Origin of the sequence: Halodesulfurarchaeum sp. HSR-GB (genome assembly GCF_031432215.1) — an archaeon.
Classification (GTDB): domain Archaea; phylum Halobacteriota; class Halobacteria; order Halobacteriales; family Halobacteriaceae; genus Halodesulfurarchaeum.
This window is the reverse complement of the sequence record NZ_JAVKGN010000001.1, coordinates 1,079,507-1,104,549: the sequence shown is the minus strand read 5'-3', so window position 1 is coordinate 1,104,549 and position 25,043 is coordinate 1,079,507. Positions and strand designations below refer to the sequence as shown.

Annotated in this window: 18 protein-coding genes and 1 tRNA gene; 9 read left to right on the top strand and 10 right to left on the bottom strand. The window is 62.5% G+C overall.

Translation table 11 applies throughout. The features are described from left to right. Nucleotides 1–19: 19 nt before the first annotated feature. The 8 genes from RH831_RS05810 to RH831_RS05775 all read right to left on the bottom strand — a co-directional run bounded on the left by RH831_RS05810 (nt 20) and on the right by RH831_RS05775 (nt 10,879). Nucleotides 20–655, bottom strand: a complete 636-nt coding sequence (locus RH831_RS05810) for a 30S ribosomal protein S7 (protein ID WP_310553295.1) — start codon at nt 653–655, stop codon at nt 20–22. A 1-nt stretch (nt 656) separates the two neighbouring features. Further along, entirely contained in the window at nt 657–1,085 is a 429-nt protein-coding gene (locus tag RH831_RS05805) for a 30S ribosomal protein S12 (protein ID WP_070365379.1), read from the bottom strand. Between the two features lie 182 nt (nt 1,086–1,267). Then, nucleotides 1,268–1,693 (bottom strand): NusA-like transcription termination signal-binding factor, encoded by a 426-nt coding sequence (locus RH831_RS05800; RefSeq protein WP_310553294.1) that lies wholly within the window; start codon nt 1,691–1,693, stop codon nt 1,268–1,270. Between the two features lies 1 nt (nt 1,694). Further along, the gene (locus RH831_RS05795; RefSeq protein WP_310553293.1) at nt 1,695–4,352 is read right to left on the bottom strand and encodes a DNA-directed RNA polymerase subunit A''; all 2,658 of its coding nucleotides are present in this window, start codon (nt 4,350–4,352) and stop codon (nt 1,695–1,697) included. Beyond that, nucleotides 4,349–7,261 carry a DNA-directed RNA polymerase subunit A' gene (locus RH831_RS05790; RefSeq protein ID WP_310553292.1) on the bottom strand — a complete coding sequence of 971 codons (2,913 nt, stop codon included), beginning with the start codon at nt 7,259–7,261 and terminating at the stop codon, nt 4,349–4,351. Before RH831_RS05790 ends, RH831_RS05795 begins: the two co-directional genes overlap by 4 nt. Beyond that, the gene (rpoB, locus tag RH831_RS05785; protein ID WP_310553291.1) at nt 7,262–9,088 is read right to left on the bottom strand and encodes a DNA-directed RNA polymerase subunit B; all 1,827 of its coding nucleotides are present in this window, start codon (nt 9,086–9,088) and stop codon (nt 7,262–7,264) included. It abuts the gene before it with no gap. Between the two features lies 1 nt (nt 9,089). Further along, nucleotides 9,090–10,652 (bottom strand): DNA-directed RNA polymerase subunit B'', encoded by a 1,563-nt coding sequence (locus RH831_RS05780; RefSeq protein ID WP_070365384.1) that lies wholly within the window; start codon nt 10,650–10,652, stop codon nt 9,090–9,092. Further along, the gene (locus tag RH831_RS05775) at nt 10,652–10,879 is read right to left on the bottom strand and encodes a DNA-directed RNA polymerase subunit H (protein ID WP_310553290.1); all 228 of its coding nucleotides are present in this window, start codon (nt 10,877–10,879) and stop codon (nt 10,652–10,654) included. The genes RH831_RS05780 and RH831_RS05775 overlap by 1 nt, the downstream gene beginning before the upstream one ends. A gap of 180 nt (nt 10,880–11,059) precedes the next feature. Here RH831_RS05775 and RH831_RS05770 point away from each other — a divergent pair. After that, nucleotides 11,060–11,132 (top strand) — tRNA-Asp (locus tag RH831_RS05770). A 192-nt stretch (nt 11,133–11,324) separates the two neighbouring features. Here the strand turns inward: RH831_RS05770 and RH831_RS05765 are convergent. Further along, nucleotides 11,325–11,948 (bottom strand): TetR/AcrR family transcriptional regulator, encoded by a 624-nt coding sequence (locus RH831_RS05765; protein WP_310553289.1) that lies wholly within the window; start codon nt 11,946–11,948, stop codon nt 11,325–11,327. Nucleotides 11,949–12,147: 199 nt separating this feature from the next. Here RH831_RS05765 and RH831_RS05760 point away from each other — a divergent pair, with 199 nt between their 5' ends. Both RH831_RS05760 and RH831_RS05755 read left to right on the top strand, forming a co-directional pair. Next, the gene (locus RH831_RS05760) at nt 12,148–13,767 is read left to right on the top strand and encodes an NEW3 domain-containing protein (RefSeq protein ID WP_310553288.1); all 1,620 of its coding nucleotides are present in this window, start codon (nt 12,148–12,150) and stop codon (nt 13,765–13,767) included. A 3-nt stretch (nt 13,768–13,770) separates the two neighbouring features. Continuing rightward, nucleotides 13,771–16,215 carry an MMPL family transporter gene (locus RH831_RS05755; protein ID WP_310553287.1) on the top strand — a complete coding sequence of 815 codons (2,445 nt, stop codon included), beginning with the start codon at nt 13,771–13,773 and terminating at the stop codon, nt 16,213–16,215. 667 nt (nt 16,216–16,882) lie between these two features. On the opposite strand, the gene RH831_RS05750 is transcribed toward RH831_RS05755, so the two are convergent. Next, on the bottom strand, nt 16,883–19,747 hold the full coding sequence (locus RH831_RS05750) for a BGTF surface domain-containing protein (protein WP_310553286.1): 2,865 nt from the start codon (nt 19,745–19,747) through the stop codon (nt 16,883–16,885). Nucleotides 19,748–20,069: 322 nt separating this feature from the next. On the opposite strand from RH831_RS05750, the gene RH831_RS05745 reads away from it, so the two are divergent. The 6 genes from RH831_RS05745 (at nt 20,070) to RH831_RS05720 (ending at nt 25,042) form a co-directional block, all read left to right on the top strand. Further along, a complete protein-coding gene (locus tag RH831_RS05745) occupies nt 20,070–20,618 on the top strand; it encodes a hypothetical protein (RefSeq protein ID WP_071933299.1) in 549 nt (182 codons plus the stop codon). Then, complete coding sequence (locus RH831_RS05740) at nt 20,618–21,106, top strand: hypothetical protein (protein WP_071933300.1); 489 nt, start codon at nt 20,618–20,620, stop codon at nt 21,104–21,106. Before RH831_RS05745 ends, RH831_RS05740 begins: the two co-directional genes overlap by 1 nt. Nucleotides 21,107–21,230: 124 nt before the next feature. Beyond that, nucleotides 21,231–21,902, top strand: a complete 672-nt coding sequence (locus tag RH831_RS05735; protein ID WP_310553285.1) for a helix-turn-helix domain-containing protein — start codon at nt 21,231–21,233, stop codon at nt 21,900–21,902. 100 nt (nt 21,903–22,002) lie between these two features. Further along, nucleotides 22,003–22,680 (top strand): helix-turn-helix domain-containing protein, encoded by a 678-nt coding sequence (locus RH831_RS05730; RefSeq protein WP_310553284.1) that lies wholly within the window; start codon nt 22,003–22,005, stop codon nt 22,678–22,680. Nucleotides 22,681–22,845: 165 nt separating this feature from the next. Then, on the top strand, nt 22,846–23,205 hold the full coding sequence (locus RH831_RS05725; RefSeq protein WP_310553283.1) for a helix-turn-helix domain-containing protein: 360 nt from the start codon (nt 22,846–22,848) through the stop codon (nt 23,203–23,205). A gap of 403 nt (nt 23,206–23,608) precedes the next feature. Next, the gene (locus RH831_RS05720) at nt 23,609–25,042 is read left to right on the top strand and encodes a hypothetical protein (RefSeq protein ID WP_310553282.1); all 1,434 of its coding nucleotides are present in this window, start codon (nt 23,609–23,611) and stop codon (nt 25,040–25,042) included. Nucleotide 25,043 lies beyond the last annotated feature (1 nt).

Sequence of the window (25,043 nt, the reverse complement as noted above, 5' to 3'; positions counted from 1 at the left end):
GAGAGAAAATACAGAGAGTCTAGCGGGCCGCCGCCGCGACGCGCTCTTTCTCTTCTTTCTGGTTGACCGCGTAGGTCTGCACGTCGCCCTCGGCCGCGCCGATGAGCTGCTGGGCGAGTGCCTCCTCGACGTCGGTCGGGGTCTTGAAGGACGCGCCGTAGGTGCCCTCGGCGAGGAACTTCAGTGCCTGGTCGACCCGTCGCTGAGGACCCGTGTCCACGGCCTTGGGGACCGAAATGCCACCGTACTTCAGGCGGACGGTCTCCTCACGCGGGGCCGCATTCTCGATGGCGCGGACCAGAACCTGCACCGGGCTCTCCTCGGTGCGCTCGTCGATCAGCTCGAAGGCCTCCTCGACGATCTTGAGGGTCTTCTGTTTCTTGCCGGTGTTCTCCTCGGTCTGCATCAGTCGGTTGGCCAGTCGCTCGACCACGGAGATCTCCGACTTCTTGAACTGCTTGGCCGCGTGTCGGCCCATGGTGTGGGCCACGGGAGTCACGCTGATGTAGCGGCGAGTGCTCGGGTCCGTGTACTGGATACCGGTCACGTCCCACTTGCCGAAGAGCTCGGCGGAGACGGTCTCTTCTTCTTCCTCCGCGAGTTCTTCTTCCGTTTCGGCCTCGGTCTCGGCCTCGGGATCTGCTTCCTCGGACATGTTATCGCACCGGCTTCTCCGCGTTCCCGCGCACCAGTTCGATGAGCGAGACGCCGTTGACTTTCTCGACCTTGTAGTTGACACCGGAGAGGTCGCCCATCGAGCCACCCTTGGCCCCGCCGATACCGGCGATGGTGACCTCGTCGTGCTCGTCGATGAAGGAGATCGCGCCGTCGCCGGGGGCGAAGGCGGTAACCTGCTTGCCGTTTTTGATCAGCTGGACTCGCACGCACTTCCGGATCGCGGAGTTGGGCTGCTTGGCTTCGATGCCGACTTTTTCGAGGACGATGCCACGGGCCTGCGGTGCACCTTCCAGCGGGTCGGACTTGGTGCGAAGGCCTCGCTCCCGCCGCGCGTAATCGGAGTCGGACCACCGGTGGTTCTGGCGGTCCTTCTTGAGTTTGCGGGCGGCGTACTTGCCGTTCGACATACGCTCGGTTAACCCACCCATGTACTTAAACTCGGCCTTTCACACCCACCTTTTTTGCGGGCCTGACGGCCCGCCAAAAGCTGGACCAAAAAGACCGCTAACTGAAGGAGATTTATTGAGAGCAGCCGCCACACCCGCCTTTTTCGCGGGCCCTAAGGCCCGCCAAAAAGCTGGACCAAAAATCAGGTCAACTGAATGTCGTCCACGTCGAAGTGGCGCTTTGCCAATCGCTTTGCGGCCTCGATATTGCGCCCCTTCTCACCGATCGCGATGCCGTGGTCCTCGTGGTCGACCTCGGCGTACGCGACCCGGTCGTCGTTCTCCGAGATCGTCACGTTGTACACCGCCGCGGGCGCGAGCGCGTTCGCGACGAACCCCTCGGGCGTCGGGGCGTCCTCGATGAGTTCCACGTCCTCCCCGAGACGGGCCTCCAGCCGTTTGACCCGTTTCCCGTCCGGCCCGATCGCCTGGCCCATCTCGCCGGCGGCCACGACGAAGAGCACCTGCTCGTGGGCCTCGTCGAGCACACAATCGACGGCCGTCGCCCCGGTCACGTCCTCGAAGAGGACGAGGTACTGCCGTGCCGTATCGGAGAGGCTGACACGCATCTCAGTCCGAGCGACTCGCCCGCATCCGCAGGTCGACGTCGCCGGTCCCGAGTTTCACCGGTTTGCCGACGATGACGTTCTCGATCACGCCGTCCAGATCGTCGACCTCGCCGTGGATGGCCGCATCGAGGAGGTGGTTCACCGTCACCTCGAAGGCGGCCCGGGCGAGCACGCTCTTCTTGTTGCCGGAGATACCGTGGCGGCCGATCGACTCGATCGTCCCCTCGTTGGTCATGATGTCCGCGACCAGCATGAGGTGGCGGATGTTCACGTCGCCAAGGCCCTGTTCCTCGAGGGTGTCCCGGGTCTCCTCGATGATGGCCTCGCGGGCGGCCTCCACCCCGAGGACCTCGTAGATCTCGTGGATGTTGTTACACGTCGTCCGGGAGGCATCGACGCCCTCGATGTCGAGGACGTCCTTGAACGCCGAGCCCTCGGTGTAGAGGACGAACTCCTCGCTGTTCTCTGTCTCCTCCTTCCGGATGACGACCCGGGAGACCTCCTCGATCCCCTTGAACACCACGTCCCGCAGCTGCTCGACGAGCTGGAGGAGCTCGCGGTAGCTCGGTCGCTCGGGGCCGAACTCCAGGATCATGCCGTCGCGACGGACCTCGACGCCCAGTTCGCCCCGAATGACGTCTGCGATCTCGGCGGCGACCTCGGCGGAGTCCGGCACCGTGGGCCAGCGCTCTTCGAGTGTGTCCTCGTTCAGGTCGATGCGGACGATCATGTCCGCGACGTTCGTCGAGATGTCCCCCAGCGCGAGGATCTTCGTCGCCTCGATCTGCCAGACGACCTCGTGGGCCCGGTCCCGCTCGGTCGCGTACTCCTCGTCCAGATGGACGGTCATCATCGGCGTGTCCGGGGTCTTCCGGGCGTCCACGAGTTCGATGAGTCGTGGCAGGCCCTGCGTGACGTCGATCTCAGCCACGCCCGCGTAGTGGAAGGTGTTCATCGTGTTGTGTGTGATGACACCTTGGGCGGTCGTAAACGTCTCCAGACCCGACACTGAGAAGTCATAGACGTAGTCGTGGTCCGGTTCGAAAGTCTCGATGGATTCGATCCGTTCCCAGACAACATCCCCGTCCACAGCTCGATCGAGCGAGTCTAGCTCAGCAGGACGGTCATCCAGACCAGCCTCGATGGTGTCGAGGAGTGTAGCCAGCCGGTTTCGACCGATTCGTTGGCGCTTGTGGGCGCTGTTGATCTGGCGTGATGGGATGCCAGCGGCCGTTGCCAGGTTCTTCAGCGACTCGCCGAAGTTTGGAATCTGATCCGTCGTATCCGGGCCGTCGGCGTCGACATCGCATGCAAGAGCCTCCAATTCCTCGCCACGACTCCCGACCATCCCGATCCGGTCGGCAAATCCTGGAACAAACTTCTTTGGCACCCGGAGCGTCTTCGAATCGTCAACCGACCCGAACGTCGCATAAATGTCAAATCTCGACAGCAGGAGCCCGATTCCATCGATCAGGTTGGCGGATGTTGAACTTGCCCGGACGGAGTTTTTCCCCACACTGCCGTCGCCACTGAAGTATCCCGAGAGTAACCCACGGACGAAGGCCGTCTTTGCACCGTAGGCGAAGTCCGGAACCGCCTTCTCCCCATTCTCGATGGCAACTTCCCCGAGGAAATCAGCGAGGATTGTCCCGTTCACTCGGATGTCATACCCAGTGGCAAACCCGCTGTTGTTTTCGTACTCGTTGACAGAGAGGTCGAATCGCTCTGCGAAGGATCGGACCCGATTCTGGAACGTCGTATCGACGTTCGAAATGGAGACGTAGTGATCCGTCAGGTTCCCCTCAGCGAGGAACGCACCCAGGAAGAACCCGGTTTCCTCGTCGAGTGGGAATTGCTCTGGAAGCCCCACAGTTCCCTGTACCGGGTAGACTGCGTGCTCGTCGAGATCGCCCGCTTCGAGGGCTTGGCGTTTGTTCCGGATCTGGTCTTCACCGCCTGGGAGCGTCGTTGTCCCACCATCCGTGAGGGCCGACGTATACCAGTAGTCGCCAGCCGGAAGATGTTCGCGAAGATCCACAGTCGCCTTCTTTCCACCGTCGAACGAACGGACGACAGGCAACCAGTCTCCAGCTTCGAGATCGTCGCCAGCTACAGGCACCACTTCGTTCTCCGACCGGGTAACAAACGAGTGGTCCTTCGTGGCTCGAATCGTTCGTCCGGATTCGAGTTCGAACCGAAGCAACTCCTCGGGCGCTTCGTGTCGGCTGACCTGTTCGAGGGGTTTCCACTCGACTTGCTCATCGGCTCGAAGGGATAGGACCTCCATCCCTCTCGGTGCCGATGCTACCTCGTGGCCGTCGACGCGACCAGATTCTCGAACCGTCATGAGCCCGTCGACGAGCGAACCGATTTCAGTCAGGTCGGTTTCCCCATTACGGCGGACGATGACTCGCTCGTCCGCGGGCACACTCATCTGGGTTCCGGGTTCCCCGATCGACTGGGCGGAGACGGTGCCCACCGGATCGAGCGGGTCGACCCGGGTGTCGATGTACTGGGCCTCGACCGCATCAACGATCTGTGCGGCCTCCTCCGTGGAGACGGAGCGGTCCTCGATCGTCTCGTAGACCTCGTCTTTGAGGCGTCGCGTGAGATCCGAGTCCTCGACGAGGGCCTCGATGTCGTCTGTGATGGTCGTCATTGTGTCACCTCCCAGCTCTCGGCGTGTTCGGAGAGATTGGTCGTCTCGTCGCGCTCGCCGAGGAAGGCCGCCCGTTCGGCCTCGTCGGCGAACTCGGCTTCCAGCACCTGATCGGCGATGTCGTCCACGTCGATCTCGTGATCGACCGACGAGGAGACCTCGACCGGACTGGTGCCGTCCTCGCCGAACTCGAACTGCACGATCGTGTCACTCGTGTCCCGCACGGTCCCGTCGTACTGGGTCTCCAGTTCGGAGAGGGCGTTGATGAGTCGCCGCTGGAGGTACCCGGACTTCGAGGTCCGGACCGCCGTGTCCACCAGTCCCTCGCGGCCACCCATGGCGTGGAAGAAGAACTCCTTGGGGGTCAACCCGCCCGTGTAGGAGTTCTCCACGAACCCGTGGGCTTCCGCGGAAAGGTCATTCGGCTTGAAGTGCGAGAGGGTCCGGTCCTCGTACCCGCGGTTGATGCGCTCGCCCCGAACCGCCTGCTGGCCGACCGCGCCGGCCATCTGGGTCAGGTTGAGCATCGACCCACGGGCCCCGGACCGGGCCATCACGACTGCCGGGTTGACATCGGAGAAGTGCTCCTCGGCGATGTCACCCGCGGAGTCCCGGGCCTTGCCGAGTGTCTGCATGATTTTCATCTCCAGGGTCTCGTCGATGGTCCGGCCCGGAAGGCTCTCGAGTTCCCCACGCTCGTAGGTCTCGATGAGTTCCTGGACGCGGTCGTAGGCGTTCTCGATCGCCTCGTCGATCTGCTCCTGGGCGGCCGGCGGAATCGTCTCGTCGTCGATACCGATGGAGAACCCGAAGTGCATGATCGACCGGACCGCGAGCGCGGAGATCTCGTTGATCAGCTCGCGTGCGCGGGTCTTCCCGTACTGCTTGGCGACGGTGTCGACGACCTCGCCGCCGAACGCACCGACTGCGTCCTCGTCGATCGTTCCGTCGACGAGCTGGCCGTCGTCGACGATAACGGTGTCCCCGGCGGAACTCGTGAACTCCAGATTCAGCCCCTCGGGCAGCAGTTCGGAGAACAGCTGGCGGCCGGTCCACATGGGCTGGCCGCTCTCGTCTTCGGTTGCCGGCTCGGGCAACTGGTCGATGCTGGTCTGGCGGAGCAGGTCCAGTGCCTGGGTCTCGTTGAACGTCGGGTTGGAGTTCGTCAACAGGTAGGTGCCCGTGATGTGGTCCTGGATGGAACCGACGATGTTCTCCCCGAACCGCGGGCTGAGCATCTGCTCTTGCACGCGCATGAGGACCCGGGCCTCGGCCCGGGCCTCCTCGTTCTGCAGGGCGTGCATGTTCATCTCGTCGCCGTCGAAGTCAGCGTTGTACGGCGGACAGACCGTGGTGTTCAGCCGGAAGGTCTTGTAGGGCATCACCACGACCTCGTGGGCCATGATCGACATCCGGTGCAGCGAGGGCTGCCGGTTGAAGATCACGATGTCGCCGTCGACGAGGTGTCGCTGGACCTCCCAGCCGGGCTCGACTCGCTCGGCGAGTTCCTCGGAAACCTTCTCGGTGACCCGAACCCGTCGCCCGTCCGGCCGAGTGACGTAGTTCGCGCCGGGATGTCTGTCGGGCCCGTTGGAGACGTACTTCCGGGCGCGTTCGAGGTTGTTCTCGTTGACGACCATCGTCTGGGTCATCTCCTTTGCGACCCGGTCGGGCACCCCGACCTCGTTCAGCGAGAGGGTCGGGTCCGGACTGATGACCGTCCGCGAGGAGAAGTTCACGCGCTTCCCGGAGAGGGAACCACGGAACCGTCCCTCCTTGCCCTTGAGTCGCTGGGAGAGGGTCTTCAGCGGACGACCCGAGCGGTGTCGGGCCGGCGGCGTCCCGCTGATCTCGTTGTCCATGAACGTGGTGACGTGGTACTGCAGCAGTTCCCAGAGGTCCTCGATGATCAGCTGTGGCGCGCCGGCCTCGCGGTTCTCCATGAACCGCTGGTTGATCCGGATGATGTCCACGAGCTTGTGGGTCAAATCGTCCTCGGAGCGCTGGCCGTTGTCGAGGGTGATCGACGGCCTGGCCGTTACCGGCGGCACCGGCAGGACGGTGAGGATCATCCACTCGGGCCGGGAGTGCTCGGGGTCGATCCCCAGCACTTCCAGGTCCTCGTCGGGGATGTCCTCGAACCAGTCCCGGATGTCCGAGGGCATGAGTTTGTTCATGTCCTCGGTCGTCAGATCCGTCGAGAGCGCACGTTCCAGGGCCTCTCGGTCCTCCTTGCGCGGCCGGAACTCCCCGGAGAGGATCTCGTTGATCCGGTCGAGGGCGATGTCGGTCTGGTCGGCCAGGTCCTGCGGGGCGACCGGTTCAGCGTCCTCGTCCTCGGGGTCGGGCTGCATCGCCTGGGCCATCCGCTCGGAGTAGTCCTCCGCGAGGACGTCCTGAACCTCATAATAGGTCGTGGGCTTCTCGTGTTTGATGTCGTACTGTTTCTCCCCGCAGTGGGGACAGACGTCGGTCTTCCGGGCCTCCCGGATCGCCGATTTTAGCACGTCGGAGACGTCCTGGTCGAGGCTCCGCACGCGGTCGAGGTCGTCCTGGAACTCGGCCCGGGACTCCTCATCGAGGAGCAGGCGGGAACACTCCCGGCAGGTCCCCCGCAGCAGCCGCCGAATGAGCTTTGCGAACCCGACGTGGATCACGGGGGCCGCAAGCTCGATGTGACCGAAGTGGCCGTTGCAGGAGCCCGAGCGCTGCCCGCAGGTCTTACACTCCAGCCCGGGGTCGATCACGCCCAGTCGCGGGTCCATCAGTCCCATGTCGATGGGGAACCCGTCGTCGTCGTAGGTGTCGGCCGTGATGACCTTCGTGGCGCTCATGTCGCGATACTCCTCGGGGTTCATCAGCCCGAAGCTGATCTTCCCGATCGACTTGGGGCTCTGTCCAGATGACATTTATACGGCGTCCTCCAGTTCGAGTCGGGGAGCGATTCCAAGGGCCTTCATCTCGTCGAGCAGGAGCTTGAAGGCGTAGCTCATCTCGATCTCGTGGACGTCGGTCTCCTCCCCACAGTTCGGGCAGTACACCCGTCGTTCGTTCGCGTTCTCCACTGCGGTCATACCACAGTTGCCACAGACGTGGATGTACTCCTTGTCCGAGGAGTCCACCAGGCGCTCTTTGAGCACCATGGCCGCGCCGTGACCGATGACGGTGTCACGCTCCATCTCGCCCAGTCGGAGGCCACCCTCGCGGGCACGCCCCTCCGTGGGCTGGCGAGTCAAGACCTGCACCGGTCCCTTCGACCGGGCGTGGATCTTGTTCGACACCATGTGGTAGAGTTTGTGATAGAAAATGGTGCCGACGAAGATCTCGGCCTCGATCTTCTCGCCGGTGACCCCGGAGTACATGACCTCCTTGCCGGAGGACTTGAATCCGTGTTCCACCAGGCTGTCGCGAAGTTCCTCCTCGTCCTCACCCGTAAAGGGCGTTCCGTCGACACTTCGGCCCTCGAGGGACCCGGCTTTCCCGCCGAGCATCTCCAGCACGTGACCGACCGTCATGCGGGAGGGCAGCGCGTGTGGGTTCAGGACCAGGTCGGGAACGACGCCCTGTTCGGTGAAGGGCATGTCCTCCTGGGGGGCGAGGTGGCCCACCACGCCCTTCTGGCCGTGTCGCGACGCGAACTTGTCCCCGAGTTCGGGGATCCGCTCGTCGCGCACGGAGACTTTCGCGAGTTTCGAGCCGTCCTCGCCCTCCATCAGCGTGACCGTGTCCACGACCCCGTCCTCGCCGGAGCGCATGGTGACCGAGGTCTCCCGGCGCTTCTGCGGGCTGAGCCCGCCCATGTCGTCCGGCTCTTCGAGGAACCGTGGTGGCGAGGTCTTTCCGAGCAGCACGGAGCTCTCGTCGACGACGGTCTCTGGATTCACGAGGCCGTCCTCGTCCAGATGCGTGTAGGCGTCCTCGCCGCGAGAGCCACGGACGTCCGTGTCCGGGATCTCGAAGCGGTCCTCCTGACCACCTGGGTAGCGTCGTTCCTCGCCCTCGTAGGTGCGGAAGAAATGAGAGCGGGCGAGGCCGCGCTCGACGGAGCCCTTGTTCATGACCAGGGCGTCCTCGATGTTGAAGCCCTCGTAGGACATGACCGCGACGACGAAGTTCTGACCGGCCGGCCGTTCGTCGTACCCGATCTGCTCGGTGGTCTGGGTATTGACCATCGCCTTCTGGGGGTAGTGCATGAGGTGCTGGCGGGTGTCCGGGCGGATCCGGTAGTTCGCCGCCGGCAGCCCCAGGGACTGTTTCATCATCCCCGCACCCATCGTAATGCGCGGCGAGGCGTTGTGCTCGGGGTACGGAACCATCCCGGCCCCGATGCCGAAGATGAGCTGTGGGTCCAGTTCCAGGTGGGTGTGATCCTCGGTGAGTTCGTCCTCCGAGACCGCCACCAGGATGTCCTCCTCCTCTTCGGCGTCGATGTACTCGATCTTGCCGGCCTCGACGAGGTCCTCGAACTCCAGGTCCCCGTTCTGCACGGCCTCGACGTCGGCTTCGGTGACCAGCGAGTCGCCGCCCTCGACGACCAGAAGCGGGCGGCGGGCCCGCCCGGCGTCGGCGTTGACGATGACCTCGTCGGTCCGTTCGCTAACCGAGACGTTGACCATCTCGCTTACGTCCCCGCGGCGTCGTGCCTCTCGAATCTGTGCTGCGAGCCCTTCGGGGTCCGGATGGGTCCCCACGAGGCTCCCGTTGACATAGACTTTCGCGTCTCGTCCCTGACTCATATTAATCGTCTGCCGGTGTGTGTTCGGTAGTGATCTCCGGGATGCCCTCGACGCCCATCGAGGCGAGTTCGGCCTTGAGTTCCCGTTCGTCCTCGACGTGCTGGGAGAGTTCCATCGCCTGGGCGAAGTTCTTCACGAGTCCACAGTTCGGACCCTCCGGGGTCTCGGAGGGGCAGATCCGCCCCCACTGGGTGGCGTGCAGGTCTCGGGCCTCGAAGTGGGGCTGGCTCCGGGAGAGCGGGCTCCGGAGCCGGCGGAGGTGTGAGAGAACTCCCATGTAGTCGGTGCGGTCGACAAGCTGTGAGACGCCGGATCGGCCGCCGACCCAGTTCCCCGTCGCGATCGGGTGCTCGAGGCGTTCGGTGAGCACGTCGGATCGGACCACGGTGGTGACCGTGAGCTGTCGATTGCGCATGTTGGCCCGCTCGAGCTGGTATTTCACGTCGCGAGCGAGCTTGTTGAGCGCCGTCCGGAAGAGGTCGGTCATCAGATCGCCCGAGACCTTCAGGCGCTTGTTGGCGTAGTGGTCCTTGTCGTCGGACTGCCGGCGGTGCAAGGCCAGCTCGAAGGCCGCCTCGGCCATCCGGCAGAGATAGTAGGCCTTGTTGATCCGCACGTCCTCCTCCTCGACCTCGTCCTCGTGGAGGTGCGGGAGCAGGTAGCGGTCGATAACGTAGTTCGCGCGTTTGAGCTGGTAGTTCTTCCCCTGACCGGAGGCCACACGCTTGCCCAGTTCCTCGATGGCTTCCTCCTGAGTCTGGACGCTGGCTTCCTCCAAATTCTCCAGCATGAACTTCACGATCTCCGGGTCGTCGGAGACGCGGTGGACGATCTCCTCGTCGGACTCCAGGCCGAGGGCCCGGACCAGCGTGACGAAGTCGATCGAGCCCGAGATGCTCGGGAAGGAGACCTCGAGCAGGCCCTCGCGGTTGCGCTCGACGAGCACCAGCGCCCGATACCCGCGGCGCTGGGAGAAGGTCTTTGCGACCTGGATCTCGTCGCCGTACTTGGTGTCGTACTCCGCGAGGATCTTGTTCGGGGCGAGGTCCTCGCTTGTCATCAGGACTCGCTCCGAGCCGTTGATGATGAAGTACCCACCGGGGTCGGCGGGGTCCTCGCCGATCTCGATGAGTTCCTCGTCGTCGAAGCCGGCGATGTTGCACTTCTGGGAGCCGACCATGATCGGCATGCGGCCGACCTTGGTTTCGGTGGTGTCGAGCACTTCGATGGGTTCCTCCTCGCCGCCGCGCTTGATCGTCATCTCCATGAAGACCGGCGCGGCGTAGGTGATGTTGCGCAGGCGGGCCTCCTGGGGGTAGAGGAGTTCTTCGGAGCCGTCGGCCTCGCGGACGCGGGGCGTGACCACGCGCACGTCGCCGAGTTCGACCCAGACCGGTTCTTCGTCTTCCTTGTCACCGATTTCGGTCTCGATGCGTTCTTTCTCGGTGACGACCTCCTGCATGCCGCGTTCGAGGAACGCGTTAAAGGAGCGGAAGTGGTGGTCGGCGAGTCGTTCCTTCGAGAAGTACGACCGGGACAGTTTGCGTCGTTGTTCCGTTTGCATTATTCGATTACCAGTCGATACACGGTGGCCGTGTCAGTCGTTCGGGATTGGCGGGTGATCTGAATGACGTCCCCCTCTTCGGCGGTCTCCGGCAGGGCCGGATCGCTGGCTTTGATCTTGGGGAGGTCGGTCCGCTTGATCCCGTACTCTTCGAGAACGCCCTCGAGGGCCGCATCGTCGAGGACGGTATGCTCCGGTACGAGTTCGTGTTGGCTTACATCTACCATGGATGCACCTGGCTGTGGGGAGAACTGCTCACGAGATACTACAGATTATTAAAGGAAGCGAACGGATAAGTCTTGTCAACTCAACCGGCCTTGCTATTTCGGACCACGAGTTGGTACTTGTAACCACAGAGCCTTCCTTTGGAAAGCCTTATACACATCACCCAGTTATCGAGGAGTGAAGCCCGGATGGTGTAGTGGCCCATCATACGACCCTGTCACGGTCGTGACGCGGGTTCAAATCCCGCTCCGGGCGCTTCTCTTCGACATTCACCGTCGAGCAACCAGCTTTGCTGTGTTGCGAGACGTGAATTCGCGGTGGTGAACGACCGGCGGGATTTGAATCAAGCAAACGCGAACGGTAGTGAGCGTTTGCGTTAGGTTCAGATCCCGCTCCGGGCGTTTTCTGCAGATGAGCAAAGCGAGTGTCTCGGGGGTGAGTCACGCGCTAATCTTCCGTGTGCTCCTGGTCAGTCAGGCCGTGGACTAACGAGTCGATCAACACGTTTCGAGCCGATTCGTACTCCTCGATGGTACTCAACGTCTCGAACTGCTCGCGGAGACGAACCGTCTGGGAGAGCAGTCGCAAGAGATCGACGACGGCCACCGGATCGTCGAGCTGGAATTGCGGATTGCTCGTCCAGCGTTCGGCCAGGGTAACGAGCGTATCCCGTCCCTCCTTGAAGTTGCCCCGCTGTTGCTCCGGCGGGAGGTTCCGGAGTAGCTGTTGGCGCTCGTTCTCGACGACCGCGCGATAGAACAGTGGATTGGTCTCCAGTTCCTCGAACAGGGCCTCGAGGCCCAGCCGGACCTCGGACCGAATATCCGGGGCGGAGTCGAGTTTTCCCTCGTAGGACTGGGCGATCCGCTCGACTTCGTGGTCCAGAACGGTGAGATACAGGGTCCCCTTCGAATCGAAGAACTGATAGAACGTACTGGTCCCGATGCCGACTTCGTCGGTCAAGTCCCGGACGCGGGTTCGCTCGAGGCCAATCGCCGTGAACAACTCTTTCCCCGCCTCGATGAGTTCGGCGCGAATTTGCGCCCGCTCATCGTCGGAGAACCCCTTCATCGCTGTCCAACCGGAGTGATTTCCGCGTGTGTTTCGGTCATGCTGGGCTCGCTACGAACTTATGAACAAAAGCATTTTGTATTTTTGGATTCCTATTTCGAGTCATGAACCGGCAAACGACTAGTCGCACTCGCCCCACAGCGCAGCGACGGTTGGATCGAGACAGATCAGGCGTCTCCATCGAGGTGACACCAGGCCGATGATCTCCCGCCAGTCGGGACTCGCGTTGCTACTGACGGTCCTGCTGATCGCCTCGGGAACAGTCGCGGTGGCCGGAATCGGCGCCGCTCAGACAGCAACGGCCGCCGGGACCGCACAAGGGGAACCCGATCTCGACGTCCACCTGCCCCAGGACACTGTCATGCCCGGCGAGCGGTCCCAGATCGACCTCCAGATATCCAACGATGGAGAGATGGAATGGGGAACCGCGGAGTACCACGAGATAGTCACATCTGCCCGGAACGTTCGAGTCGAGACGGAGGCCGAGGGACCGCTCGAGGTGCAGGGCGGTGAAATGGCCGTTGGAACGATAACGACGAACGAACCACGTGACGTGCCACTGACACTCAAGGTACCCGAAGGAACGGAGCCGGGAACCTACGAGATCGATGTCGATCTCGAATACTCCTACACTGATATTCTCTGGATCGGCAGTACACGGGTCGACGAAGACACCGAGCAGGTCACCCGAACTGTCGAAGTCGAGGTCGACGACGCGCCGCGCTTCTCGATCGAAAACGCCACCACCGACGTTCGGATCGGCGACCAGGGGTCGATGGCCGTGACGCTTGCAAACACGGGATCACAGACGGCCGAAGACATCCGACTGGCACTGGAATCCGCAAGTGGGAAGTTCCTGTTCGGACAGGCCCAGGCCGACACGAGCCGAGTTGAAACACTCGAACCGGGCGAGAACGCCACTCTTGGGTACGACGTGACCGTGCCGCCGGGGGCGAGCCTCCGGGAGTTCTCGCTCGCGGGAACGGTCCAGTACACGGACCCGGACGGATTGCCCGGGGCCCAGGAGGGGTTATCAGTTGGTGTGAGACCGCTCCCCGAACAGACCTTCGATGTCGAAACCACCGAGTCGACACTTCGGATCGGTGAGGAGGGCGAACTTCGAGGAACCGTGACCAACACGGGTCCGGAACCGGTCCAGGATGTCGTCGTCCAGTACGCCGACGAGTCGACGGCCTCGATCGTCCCCGTCGAGACCAAAATTGCGGTTGGCGATCTCGAACCGGGGGCCTCTACTGACTTTGCCCTGCCCCTTGAGGTCACCACGAGCGGGAAAGCGGTCACCCACTCCCTGGACCTCGCGGTCACGTATCGCAACGCGGACAACGAAAAACGGGCTTACAAGGACGTGAACGCAGCGGCTGCGGTCGATGAGCGCCGCGACCAGTTCGAGGTGGTGGTCGAAGACGAAACCATCCAGGCCGGCGAAGATCGCACCATCGAGGCGACGATCACCAACCAACTCGACGAGGAAGTCAGCAACGTCGACGTGAAACTCTTCGTGGACGATCCACTCGATAGCGCAGACGACGAGGGATACATCGGCTCGCTCTCGCCCGGAGCGTCCCGCACTGTCACCCTCGAATTGAGTGCCACGGGCGAGGCGGTCCCGAAGGTCCATCCGGCTGACTTCCACGTCAAGTACGAGGATGCGGACGGCACCTCGAAGATCTCCAATACCGTGACCGTCCCGATCACTGTCACGACGGCCGAGGACACGGGGATCGGGTGGATGCAGATCGCTCTCGTCGGCCTGCTCCTCGTGCTCGTGATCGGGGGCCTCTGGTACTGGAGGGGGTGACCGATGGCGGCCAGCGAGCGGATCGACTCGGCGGTGCAAACGGTCGTCGACACCGTCGTCGACCGACCGGGAGCCGTTATTGCCGGGTTTCTGCTGGTGACCGCCGTCTTCAGTCTCGGGATGGGACAGGTGACGATGGGCGGGTCCGATCAACTCGACTCGTTCACCGAAGGGGTACCCGAACAGGAGGCCCTCGATAGCATCGAGGCCGAGTTCCAGGGGCCATTCGAGACCGATTCGGAGTCCACCCAGTTGGTACAGAAAGGGGACAACGTCCTTTCGCGGTCTTCCACCCAGGAAATGTTGCTCCTGCTGGAAACGATCGACCAACGGGAGGACCTGTACATGGACGCTGCACAGGGCCCCGCCACCGCCATCGCCCAGGCGATCAATCCGAGCGCGGAGACACCCGCCGAGCAGCGACGAGCCATCGAGCGAGCCAGCGAGACACAGTACGAACAGGCCGTCAAGGCGGTCGTCGAACAGCCCACCATCGAGCGAACACTGAGCACGGATCTCAACCCCCGTGAGGGGACCGCTTCCGCGGCGATAACCGTCGTCACTCACACGCCACCCGAACGGGCCGACGAGATCCAGTCCATTCAGACGTCGATCCAGTCGATGGCCCAGGACAGCAGCGCGACGATCTTCGTCATCGGTGACGGGCTGATCGAGTACGAGATGAACAACGTCATCAACGACTCGCTTGCGATCGTGATGCCGATCGTCGTGTTGCTCATCCTCGGCTTTCTCGCGGTCGCCTACCGCGACCCGATCGACATGGTACTCGGGTTGATCGCCCTCGGGATGACCATCGTCTGGACGTTTGGCTTCCTCGGGTTCGCAGACGTGCCATTCGACCTGACGATGATCACGGTCCCGGTGCTGCTACTCGCCGTGGGAGTGGATTTCGGCATCCACATCATCAACCGCTATCGCGAGGAAACCGCGATCGGGCGGGACCATCTTCCATCGATGCGGGTCGCACTGGGACAGCTCCTCGTCGCCTTTGTCATCGTCGCCGTGACGACCCTCTTCGGATTCGGGGCCAACATGTCCTCGGACCTGGTCCCGATCCAGCGGATGGGATTTGCGGCCGGCGTCGGGATCCTGTTCACCTTCTTCATCTTCGGGGTGTTCCTCCCGGCCGCCAAGATCGAGTCGGATCGGCTCCGGGAGCGATTCGATTTCCCGGAGTTCGACAACACCCCCATCAGCAGTGACGAGTCGGCGCTGGGGCGTATTCTCGCCGTCCCGGCACGGATCAGCAACCGGGCCCCGGTGGCGGTGGTCCTCGTGATCCTGCTTTTGACCGCCGGGGCCACCGCGTACGGGGCTGGCGTCGACAACACCTTCGAGACCGAGGACTTCCTCCCGCCGGAAGAACAGCCGGACTACGTCGAGAACCTTCCAGCCGGACTCGCCCCCAGCGAGTACACGATGACCGAAACCACGAACCTCATCGAGGACCGCTTCGCGACCGCGGAGAGCGAATCGGTGATGGTGTACGTCGAAGGGCCGTTCGACGCGGACCACGCCCTCGAAGCGCTGGTCGAACCCAACGCGGACCCACCCGACGCCTTCGCGGTCGGCCCCAACGGGGAGGCAGACACCCGGAGCATCGTGACCGTCATCCAGTCCTACGCCCAGGCAAATCCGGAGTTTGCCAGACTCGTGGCCCGCAACGACATCGACGGGAACGGCGTGCCGGATCGGAACCTCGAACGGATCTACGACGAACTCGAGGACTCGCCGTACAGCGATCGGGCGTCGGAGTACCTGACCGAGGACCGGCGGGGAGCCACCGTCTCGTATGCGGTCGATGCCGACGCGACACAGAACGAGATCGAAACGGACGGGACGAAACTCGCCGATGACTTCCGGTTCTCGGCGACGGCCACCGGCGACACGATCGTCTTCGGGGCGATCGCGGACATCGTCTTCGAGTCCTCCATCCAGAGTCTCATCCTGGCGATCGTCCTCTCCGGGGCCTTCCTGATCGTCGTGTACTGGCTGCTCGAAGGGCGGCCGATGCTCGGGGTCATCAACGTCTTCCCGATCGTCGTGGCCGTCGTGGTGTTGCTGGCCACGATGCGGGCCCTGGACATGGCGCTGAACGCCGTCACCGCGACGATCCTCTCGATCGCGATGGGGGTCGGAATCGCCTATTCGGTGCACGTGATCCATCGCTACGTGGACGAGGTCGGCGACGGAACCGACACGCAGGAGGCACTGCTGACCACGCTCACCGGGACCGGCGGCGCACTCGCGGGGAGCATGGCGACGACCTCGCTCGGGACGGGCGCACTCGCGTTCGCGATCTCGCCCGTGCTGGGTGACTTCGGCTTCCTGATGGCCCTGAGCGTGTTCTACTCCTTTGCGGCCTCGGTGATCGTCCTGCCGCCGGCCGTGCAGGCCTACGCCCGCTGGGACGGCTACGCGGTCTAGCTCCCTGGGGCGTTCGCGGCTGGTGGGTTTTCGTGACGGACGGGATTGACACGAGATCCGTGCATCGCATGGCCGAGTCCGTCCCATTACGAGTTGGGTTCGTGTCTACAAGCCGCGGCCTCGTTGCTGTGGGTTCGATCGAGCGCTCTCCAATGTGGTCGGTCACTGGTCGAACTCTCCGGAGAAGTGGGTTCAAGTAGCCCGTCTTTGTTGGGGGCTTCGGAGTTCGATTGGCTTCACGAGAGAGAGCTCCCACCAAACTCACGACGACGGTGCACGTCTCGTGATTCGATCGCTTGGTTTCGAGGCCTCCGGACGGCGAGAAGAAATGTGCTGGGGGGTAGCCGGTTGTTCATGGGGGTTCGCGATCAATGGAGACGGCAGGCAAAGCCCACCACCGATTCGTCACGGAGCGATCCGGTTGTGTTTCATCGCGCTACCCATTCGGAATTGACCGACTGCTTCGTATTCGTGATCAGTAGCTCAGACGCTCGCGGGGTAGCGCTGGCCCAGCAGCCCGAGTTGATAGCGAGGAACGCAGTCGAATCATCGGGTGCCACAGCTGTCGCTTTCGGGCGTGAAAAATGAAAAGTTGGGTAGGGGTAAATCGACCCCCAGGGTTGGAGGTCGAAGTGACCGGTAACGCCGGTCAGTCGTAGTTAGCTAGTTAGTTGCTACGGCGGAGTGCGAGGAGCGCAGCGCCGAGCAGTGCGACGAGGGCCAGGCCCATGGTGAAGCCGGGCGTCTCAGTCGGGGTTTCCGTGGGGGCTTCGGTCGTCGTGTCGGCCGGAGCCTCCGTGGTCGTGTCGGCGGGTTCCTCAGTCGTGGTCTCCGTCGTTTCCGTCGTGGTCTGTTCCGTAGTCTGCTCAGTCGTCGTCTGCGTCGGCTGAGCCTCCTGGATCAGACCGTCCGCAGTCACCAGGTTGTCACCGGTCGGAAGCGGGCCACCGCGAACGGTTGCCTCGAATTCCTCACCGGCTGCACGCTCGCTGAGGTCGAAGGTCGTGCTGAAGGTGCCGTCCTCCTGGACGACGACTTCAGTGTTCGACTCCACGAAGGTCGCGTCACCAGTACCGGTTAGGCGGACGCGAACTTCCGTACCCGGCGCGATGTTGGTTGTGCCAGAGACCGTCTGGTTTTCGGCAGCTTCGGCAACGACGTAATCGTCACCGTCGACTTCCGAGACATCGAATTCAGCATCAGCGTCAGCGACGCTGAACTCGGTTGTCAGGGACTCGTAGACATCAGTGCCGTCGTCATCCCAGTCGCCCGAAGCATCGAGCAGGTGGGAGTCCTGCAGATCGAAGCTCAGTTCGTACTCGTCGCCGTCGACCATTTCACCGTCACCGCTGCCACCGAGGTTGGAGGAAACGGTGTCGATGTCAACAACAACGTACCAGTTGCCTTCACCGTCGTAGAAGACTTTGTCGATGGCGTTTGTGTTGCTGTCGAAGTCGAACGTATTAGCGTCCTGGTTGGAGCCAGGGTTCAGCTGTTCCAGCGCGAGGCTGAAGCCGCTTGCGCTATCGTACGTGTCGCCTTCGTAGTAGCTTTCGAGGGCCGCAGTGAAGTCGGACTTCGTCACGACGCCGTCTTCATCAACGGAGTCTTCGTCCTCCATCACGAGGCCTTCGAGGCCAGTGGCGGAGATCTGAGTGACCATCTTGTCACTCGTACTGCCAATGGCGAACTCACTCGATTCGGTCAGCGTGCCGTCCTCAACCGCGGAGGAAACGTCACTAACCGATTCAAGGTCGCCTGCATTACTGGACGAGGCTGTCCAGGTTGCCAGTGAGTCAGTCGAGCGCTCGGAAACGTAGAGCGTACCGACATCGTCCGGCTCATCCATGGCGTCCTGGTAGTTGCCGTCAACCGTCGCGAGCTCGTAGTTTCCAGTGTCCAGGACAGACGTCAGTTCGTCCCAGTCGTTGGTGCTGGACTCCACTGTGTACTCGTCATCCTCGTCAGCAGTGTCCACCCACACATCGTTCGACTGGCCAGCAGCGTCCGTGTCGAAGTAGACCGTAACCTGATCGTCACCGTCATCGGTTACGGTCATGTTCAGTTGGTAGCCGTCGTCGTCGTGGTTGCCGATCAGGAGCGTGCCCTCGTCGGTCTCGGAGAGCTCAACCGTGATCGCGGCAACGTCGCCCTGTGCAACCTCAACCGAGGAGGTAGCCAGGCTCACAGAGCCCTCGCCACCCTCAGTGACAGAGATGTTAAGGGATTCTTCGACACCAGAGTCCGGAACTTCGAATTCCAGATTGTACTCGCCAGTGTCAATGTTGTCCGTGTCCGGCGTCAGGTCGTAGGTCGTGGGGCGGACGTCAGTCAGCGTGATGCCGTCTTCATCATCAGTGACCGAGGCGTCGGCCACGGTAAAGCCGTCCGTACCCTCAAACAGGCTTTCAAGTTCGGAGTCGTCGAGGCCGCTCGCGGTAACATCCATACTCCACGAGCCACGCTCGGACTCAATCGTCAATTCTTCGGAGTTGTCCAGCTGAACTTCTCCGTCGTCAGCTTCGATGGAGAGGTCCTGCGGAGCAACCTGCCAGACGTCTCCCGGTGCGGTGGTTTCGATACCGTCACCACGGAGGACGAACTTGCCCTGAAGGCCTTCCGTGTCAATCGTGATTTTTCCGCTACTGTCTGCGTAGCGCTCGCGGACAAATTCTGTGTCCGTCGGCGAACCATCAGGGGCAGTTTCGATTACACGCTCAATGGTGTAGGGAGCGTCTGCTTCCAGTCCGGTGTAGTCGAACTCCTCACCCTGCCAGTAGTTTGCTGCCGGGTCGAAGCCACCCGTCGTGTAGGTGACACTCGTCGCCGTCAGCTTACCATCGGCCGTATTGCCGAGAACGTCTTCAACAGTGCCCCCCGCGATGGTTGGTGTGTGCGAATCGTCAGCGGCGAGAGGTTCTGCCAGCGATAGCGTCAGTGTGTCGGTCCCGTTCCCACTGACGGACGAGACAGAAATTTCCGCATCGGTGTCATCGTCGGCAAGACTGAAGCCGTCACCATTCGTCAAGGAGTTGACTTCCTCGTCAAATGAGACAGTAACAGTACTCGCGTCAACCACTGCCGAATCGGATGTCGAAGGAGCAGTAGCGTCAATCTCAAACGTTCCACTTGTTACATCAGGCGACGTTGTGCCAGAGGTCAAATCGGCACTTGCGCTCTCAACAGCAGCAAGAGTTGCCGTGTCCGGGGCAGTGCTAGCATCTGATGCAACTGCTACGGTACCCGATACAGTTTCGCCGGCCTCAGATGGGGTTACCTCAACCGTGGGCTCGTCATCATACTGGCCGTTTCCATCATCGTCAACCCACACAGTAATCGTATTAGTGTTTGAACCGGCCTCTACATCGAAATCGACAGAATCGCCAGGCGCATAGGGACCTGTTGAGGTCTCCGAAACGCTCTGGGCTGCCGCAGCCGCTCCACCTGCAAACGCGATACTGCCCACCGTAATGGAGAGCACCATCAGCGCCGCAAGGAAGAGGGCGCGGAGTTTTCCGTTATTGCTTGTCATGATTATCGTTCGTGCTGACTGATTTCCCGTCTGCATGTTTCCATGCGAACGGCTCCCTGCCAGCTATGGGAGTGGGTAGGGGTAGTCGAACAAAGGAAAGACTGCTATAAATGCTTTGTGTGGCCGTCTCGGTCTGGCAACGGTTCACACGGACCGCTGCGGGCCTGTCGCGGGCGTCTGGAGCCAGGCGGGTGAGAGTGATGGAAAACGAGTTCGTTACCCCAACTCGAAACCCCGACTCGTGGAACTCAACTATTTCATTCCCATCCAAAGATAATTAGTCTCGGGCGACCAATATCAAATCGGATCCGACATGGTGAGCATGAAAGAAGTCACGGGCGCGCGCGAGACATCTGGTTCCCCGCCAGGCAGCGAGGAGTGGACGGCCCAGACCAAGGCGATCGATCGTGTGATCGAAATCGCACTCACGCTCGATCAGCCCCGAACTGCGGCGTGGGTGGCCGAGGAAGCGGCCGTCGCGGAACAGACCGCTCGTGACCACCTCGCCAGCCTGACCACCCTGGGAGTTGTCGCGACGACTGAAGCCCGCGGCGTCACGAAGTACCAACTCGATCGCGCATACCGACGGTTCACGGCGGTCGCCCAGTACGTCGAACAGTTCGATCGGGACACGCTCATGGATCGGATCGCGACGACCCAGGACCAGATCGCGACGACCAAAACCCGCTATGGGGTCGAAACGCCGGCCGAACTGCGGCTGCGGGCAACCGAGGCAGACACCAGCGGTGAGACGGTCCGCGAGTACAAGCAAGCGGCCGCCGAGTGGGAGACCCTGGTCCACCGACTCGACGTCCTCGAAGAGGCCCTGGAGCGCTACGACGAGTTCAGCCGAGAACGGGCGATAGCGTAATGCCGGCCCCACCGACACCCGGCCGGAATCCCTTCGACCACCCAATCGGGGGGACCCGCGAGCGGGCACTGACCGCGATGGCGACCAACCTGCGAAAGATCCCAGGGACCACGAACGTTCGATTCGAGTCAAGCACAACCGGTGTCGACGAAGAACTCGTGGGTGAACTGGATCCGAACATCTACGGGGACGGAATCCTCGATGTCGCTGCTGCCACCGTGACGCTGAACTGGTGGCCCCAGCCCGACAGTGATGCATACTGGTATCGAATTCACTACCACGATAGCTCGGGATTCGATTGTGGGTGGCATCGTCACGAAAACGACCACGTCGACGGCCTGGACCACTACCAGGAGCGGGACTCACCTGACGAGGACTACGTTTACTACCCCTTCGAACCCGAATACACGAACCCGATCGGCCTCGTCTGGGAGATCGTTGACGGCCGATTGAGCACGCGACTCGAAATGCGCTACGGTGAGGGCTGAGTGCGGTGTCGGTGCGCACAATCGCGGTGTCATCCCAGGTCCCACCACACCGCGCTCTTGCAGTCGTTCCAGGTTTGTGGGAAAACCCATCGAACATTAAGGAAACGGAAATGAAGATTGGGTGATGGCAAACGACGTCGCGGGAGCGACCCGGGCCCAGGGTGATCGCAGCACCCAGCGGCTCTTCGTCGAACTCGACGTCGAACTCGCCGACACACACCCCTGTCCGCTCTGCCGGTTCGAGGAGTCCATCGTCGACATCCGCCACCAGGTCGGGCAAAAGCGCTGTCACCTGGACGCGAAGATGACCGACTCCTACTGTTCGTGTCCCCACGAGTGCACCACGGTCGAACACATCGAAACGCAGATCGAACCCGACTGTGCCTGCCCGGTTTTCGTCAAGTACGGCTGTGTCCCCCAGGTCACCGAGAGCGACGGCTCGACGGTCCTCATGAAGACCTATCTGACCGATCGCGAGCGACTGAGCGGCCTGATCGCGGACCTCCGGGCGGCCGTCGAGAGCGTCTCGGTCCGACGGCTCAAGCGCGTGGACACCCAGGACGAGCGGGACCGACAGAAGTTCGTCACCCTCGATCTCTACGAACTCACCCAGAAACAGCGCCAGGCGATCACCGCGGCGGTCGCGGCCGGCTACTACGAGACCCCCCGCGAGGTTTCGCTGGGCGAACTGGCCGACCGCCTGGACATCTCGAAGTCGGCACTCAGCCAGCGGCTGAAAGCCGCCGAATCCAAGCTTGTGACCGGGGCCTTTTCCCGCGCTTCCGCGACTCGATAACCCCCAATTCCATGGTCGTAGAAATCGGAAACCCACTTAAATAACTGGATAGTGTAGACTCGTCTGACAGGTCCCACGGTATTCACAACCCTCTGCAAATATGTCCTCCCAACACACCCACACCGCGGTTCCCGGCGAATCGTCGACCGGTCCGCCACTCGTCGCGACCCTGGCCATCGAACCCGAACAGGAGATGGAGTGCCCGCTATTCGAGGGGACCGAGGAGGTCGACTCCCTCGAACAGAACCTCACCTTCGAATCGGACTGCTCGGAGAACACCTGCCAGGGCACCCACGACCACGGGACCTGCAACACCGCGATGGCCGCGGACGGGAGCGAGGGTGAGAGCCAGTTCAAGCGCGCGGCGATCACCCCCGGCTGTTTCTGTCTCCAGTTCCACCAGGTCGACTGCATCCCGACCTTCGAGCGGACCAACCGGCAGAAGGTCATCGTCACCGTCCAGATTCCGGACCGCGAGACGCTTCGGGATCTCATCAGTCGGCTGCGGACCACCGGTTCCGCGGTGAGTGTCAACAGCATCACCCAGTCCGCCCCCGACTCGGGGGGCTCGATCCAGATCGACACCTCCGAGATCACCGAGAAGCAACTCGAAGCCCTGGAGGTCGCCGTGGAGACTGGCTACTATGACTCCCCACGCCAGGCCGACCTGGAGGTGCTGGCCGACCGCCTGGACGTCTCGAAGTCGGCGATCTCCCAGCGACTCAAGGCCGTCGAATCCCGGCTGGCCCGCAAACTCGTCGGCCAGCTATCGGGGTAGTCACTTTTTGAAGCGGAGGAAAGTACAGGTTAAACTACAGGGGCCAGTGGGCCGTCCGATCGAGTATGTGCCCGAAGCTGTGGACGGCCCGGACGCGTCGGGCGGGTGGGGGACCGACCAGGAACGGACGTGCCCACCCGACGACCGTCGGACGCGGTGGTCTGCATGTCGGATAGCGATCCGCCCCTCTACGTGACCTTCCGGATCGCGGATCGGGCGGCCCTGCGAAAAATCATCCAGCAGTATGGATCAATGGGACCGGACGTCGAAACGATCACGATCGTCGACCCCGAGAACGAGTACTCCGAACCCCTCTCGATCGAGGTCGGCAACCTGACGAAAAAGCAGTGGGAGGCCCTGCGGGTCGCCCACGAGAAGGGCCACTACACGTCACCCCGCGGTGGCCACCTCGAGGAGATCGCCGAGGAACTGGGAATCTCGAAGTCGGCAGTCTCCCAGCGGCTCCGGGCTGCTGAGTCCAAGATCATCCCCGCGATACTGGGCGCGAGCAACAAAGGGAGGTGACGTGCGCCCACGACTAACGTCGAGGGCTTCCCACCCGGTGTTGGCCGGGCAGGTCAATCCTGAAGGGTGGGAATCTAAGCTTTGTGACCGACGGCACTGGCTCCGCCACGAAGCCGGTACTCGTACCCCGTGTGGGGCTTCGAGGTATCTTGTTTTGTGTCGGTCGGCGTGTTCGGCTCACATGTTTGGTGGCGGCTCTCGCCGTGGCAGACACCGAGTCAACTGCCAGTTTTCCACGCACGGAATCTGCTACATCCGGTTGCTCACTCAAGCTTACGGCGCGTATCCCACGACTGAAGTCGTGGGTTTTGCGCCTGTATCCCGCTATTAGCGGCCCGGGACTGCCTAAAACCCTGCATATTTCAGACGAATCCCTTTCGCCGGCGGAACCGGCTTTCGAGCTATGGGAGACGACGGACTATCCAATGAGGTTACAGACCGGCTTTCGGAGCGCCGTCAACAGAGCCAGGGCGCGAGTGGCACCCTCATCCTCAGCGACGAGGAGGCCTACGTCCACGACACGCTCACGATTCGTGGGCTCAACCTGCCCGAAAACGAGGAACTCGACGTGTTCTGGCGGACCATCAAGGGGAAATGGGGCGTGTTGCAGGGCAACGAGGTCACCGGGGCCCAGTATCGTCCCCGGACCATCCACGCGCTCACGGCCCAGACTGACGACCAGGGGAAGTTCTCCGAGGAGTGGACGATCCCCAAGGACTACGGCGGGGAACACAAGATCGAGGTCCGGAACGGCGACGACGAGACGATCGCGAAGGCCGCCGTTCGCATCCGCCCGTACTTCGAGGTCCAGGAGACTGAAGTCCCCCTCGGCGGCTTTTTCACCGTCACGGGCTACGGCATCGGCCCGAACGTCGTCGAGAGCAACTACCAGCTCACCTGGGACAACGGCATGGTCGGGTTCATCACCGGCGTGAAAAATCACGGCACGGCCACGGCTCGCATCCGTGCGGCCGGCCCCGTGGGGAGCCACCAGATCCAGGTCTGGCGCAACTATCGCGGCGTGCCGTTCATGCAGAACAACACCCAGTCGCCGTTCGGCGAGGTCGCCGCCGGGCGACAGTACCAGTTCGACGTCGAGGTCACCGAACCGGACTCCGAACTCGGGGGCTACTGGGTCGAGGAACTGTTCGACGAGTCCCCACTCCAGGTCCACGTCCCCGACCCCGAAGTCGAACACGACGCCACGATCGACATCACGCCCCAGTCCGGCCAGCCGGGGACCGACGCGGTCATCACGGGCACGGACTTCCCCGCGAACACCGAGGTCGATCTCGTCTGGCACTCACACTCCGGGCACCGGGTCAAGGACATCCCGATCCGGCCCGACCCACTCCCCGAGGTCCTGCCCACGGTCACCACCGACGAGGACGGCCGCTTCCAGGAGGAGATCACCATTCCACAGGACAAGGGCTCGACCCGACCGATCGCCGCCAAAATCGATGGCGAGTCCGTCGCCACGACCGGCTTCATGATGCAGGCGGACATCCTCGAGGTGAGCCCACAGACCGCCGAGCAGGGCGAGACCGTCGAGATCGAACTGAGCGGTATCGGGTGGCCGACCTACGAGAACGCCTACTACTTCGTCTATGACAACAAGCCCATCGGCTATGTCTGTGGGCTCGAGGCCCGGACCGCAAAGACCGAGATCACCGCCAGCGGCCAGCCGGGCTATCACTTCATCGACGTCTATCCCAGCTTCTTCGACGTGAAAGACGAGGAACCCAACTTCGAGTTGACACCACACCTCTCCTATCTCGACAACCACCCCATCCGGCCGCTCCCGGGCCTGCACATGACAATCGAGATCACCGAATAAC

Excerpts from the sequence above, each read along its gene's own strand:
- RH831_RS05810 (WP_310553295.1), bottom strand. The coding sequence starts at position 655 with ATGTCCGAGGAAGCAGATCCCGAGGCCGAGACCGAGGCCGAAACGGAA.
- RH831_RS05805 (WP_070365379.1), bottom strand. The coding sequence starts at position 1,085 with ATGTCGAACGGCAAGTACGCCGCCCGCAAACTCAAGAAGGACCGCCAG.
- RH831_RS05800 (WP_310553294.1), bottom strand. The coding sequence starts at position 1,693 with ATGCGTGTCAGCCTCTCCGATACGGCACGGCAGTACCTCGTCCTCTTC.
- RH831_RS05795 (WP_310553293.1), bottom strand. The coding sequence starts at position 4,352 with ATGACGACCATCACAGACGACATCGAGGCCCTCGTCGAGGACTCGGAT.
- RH831_RS05790 (WP_310553292.1), bottom strand. The coding sequence starts at position 7,261 with ATGTCATCTGGACAGAGCCCCAAGTCGATCGGGAAGATCAGCTTCGGG.
- rpoB (WP_310553291.1), bottom strand. The coding sequence starts at position 9,088 with ATGAGTCAGGGACGAGACGCGAAAGTCTATGTCAACGGGAGCCTCGTG.
- RH831_RS05780 (WP_070365384.1), bottom strand. The coding sequence starts at position 10,652 with ATGCAAACGGAACAACGACGCAAACTGTCCCGGTCGTACTTCTCGAAG.
- RH831_RS05775 (WP_310553290.1), bottom strand. The coding sequence starts at position 10,879 with ATGGTAGATGTAAGCCAACACGAACTCGTACCGGAGCATACCGTCCTC.
- RH831_RS05765 (WP_310553289.1), bottom strand. The coding sequence starts at position 11,948 with ATGAAGGGGTTCTCCGACGATGAGCGGGCGCAAATTCGCGCCGAACTC.
- RH831_RS05760 (WP_310553288.1), top strand. The coding sequence starts at position 12,148 with ATGATCTCCCGCCAGTCGGGACTCGCGTTGCTACTGACGGTCCTGCTG.
- RH831_RS05755 (WP_310553287.1), top strand. The coding sequence starts at position 13,771 with ATGGCGGCCAGCGAGCGGATCGACTCGGCGGTGCAAACGGTCGTCGAC.
- RH831_RS05750 (WP_310553286.1), bottom strand. The coding sequence starts at position 19,747 with ATGACAAGCAATAACGGAAAACTCCGCGCCCTCTTCCTTGCGGCGCTG.
- RH831_RS05745 (WP_071933299.1), top strand. The coding sequence starts at position 20,070 with ATGAAAGAAGTCACGGGCGCGCGCGAGACATCTGGTTCCCCGCCAGGC.
- RH831_RS05740 (WP_071933300.1), top strand. The coding sequence starts at position 20,618 with ATGCCGGCCCCACCGACACCCGGCCGGAATCCCTTCGACCACCCAATC.
- RH831_RS05735 (WP_310553285.1), top strand. The coding sequence starts at position 21,231 with ATGGCAAACGACGTCGCGGGAGCGACCCGGGCCCAGGGTGATCGCAGC.
- RH831_RS05730 (WP_310553284.1), top strand. The coding sequence starts at position 22,003 with ATGTCCTCCCAACACACCCACACCGCGGTTCCCGGCGAATCGTCGACC.
- RH831_RS05725 (WP_310553283.1), top strand. The coding sequence starts at position 22,846 with ATGTCGGATAGCGATCCGCCCCTCTACGTGACCTTCCGGATCGCGGAT.
- RH831_RS05720 (WP_310553282.1), top strand. The coding sequence starts at position 23,609 with ATGGGAGACGACGGACTATCCAATGAGGTTACAGACCGGCTTTCGGAG.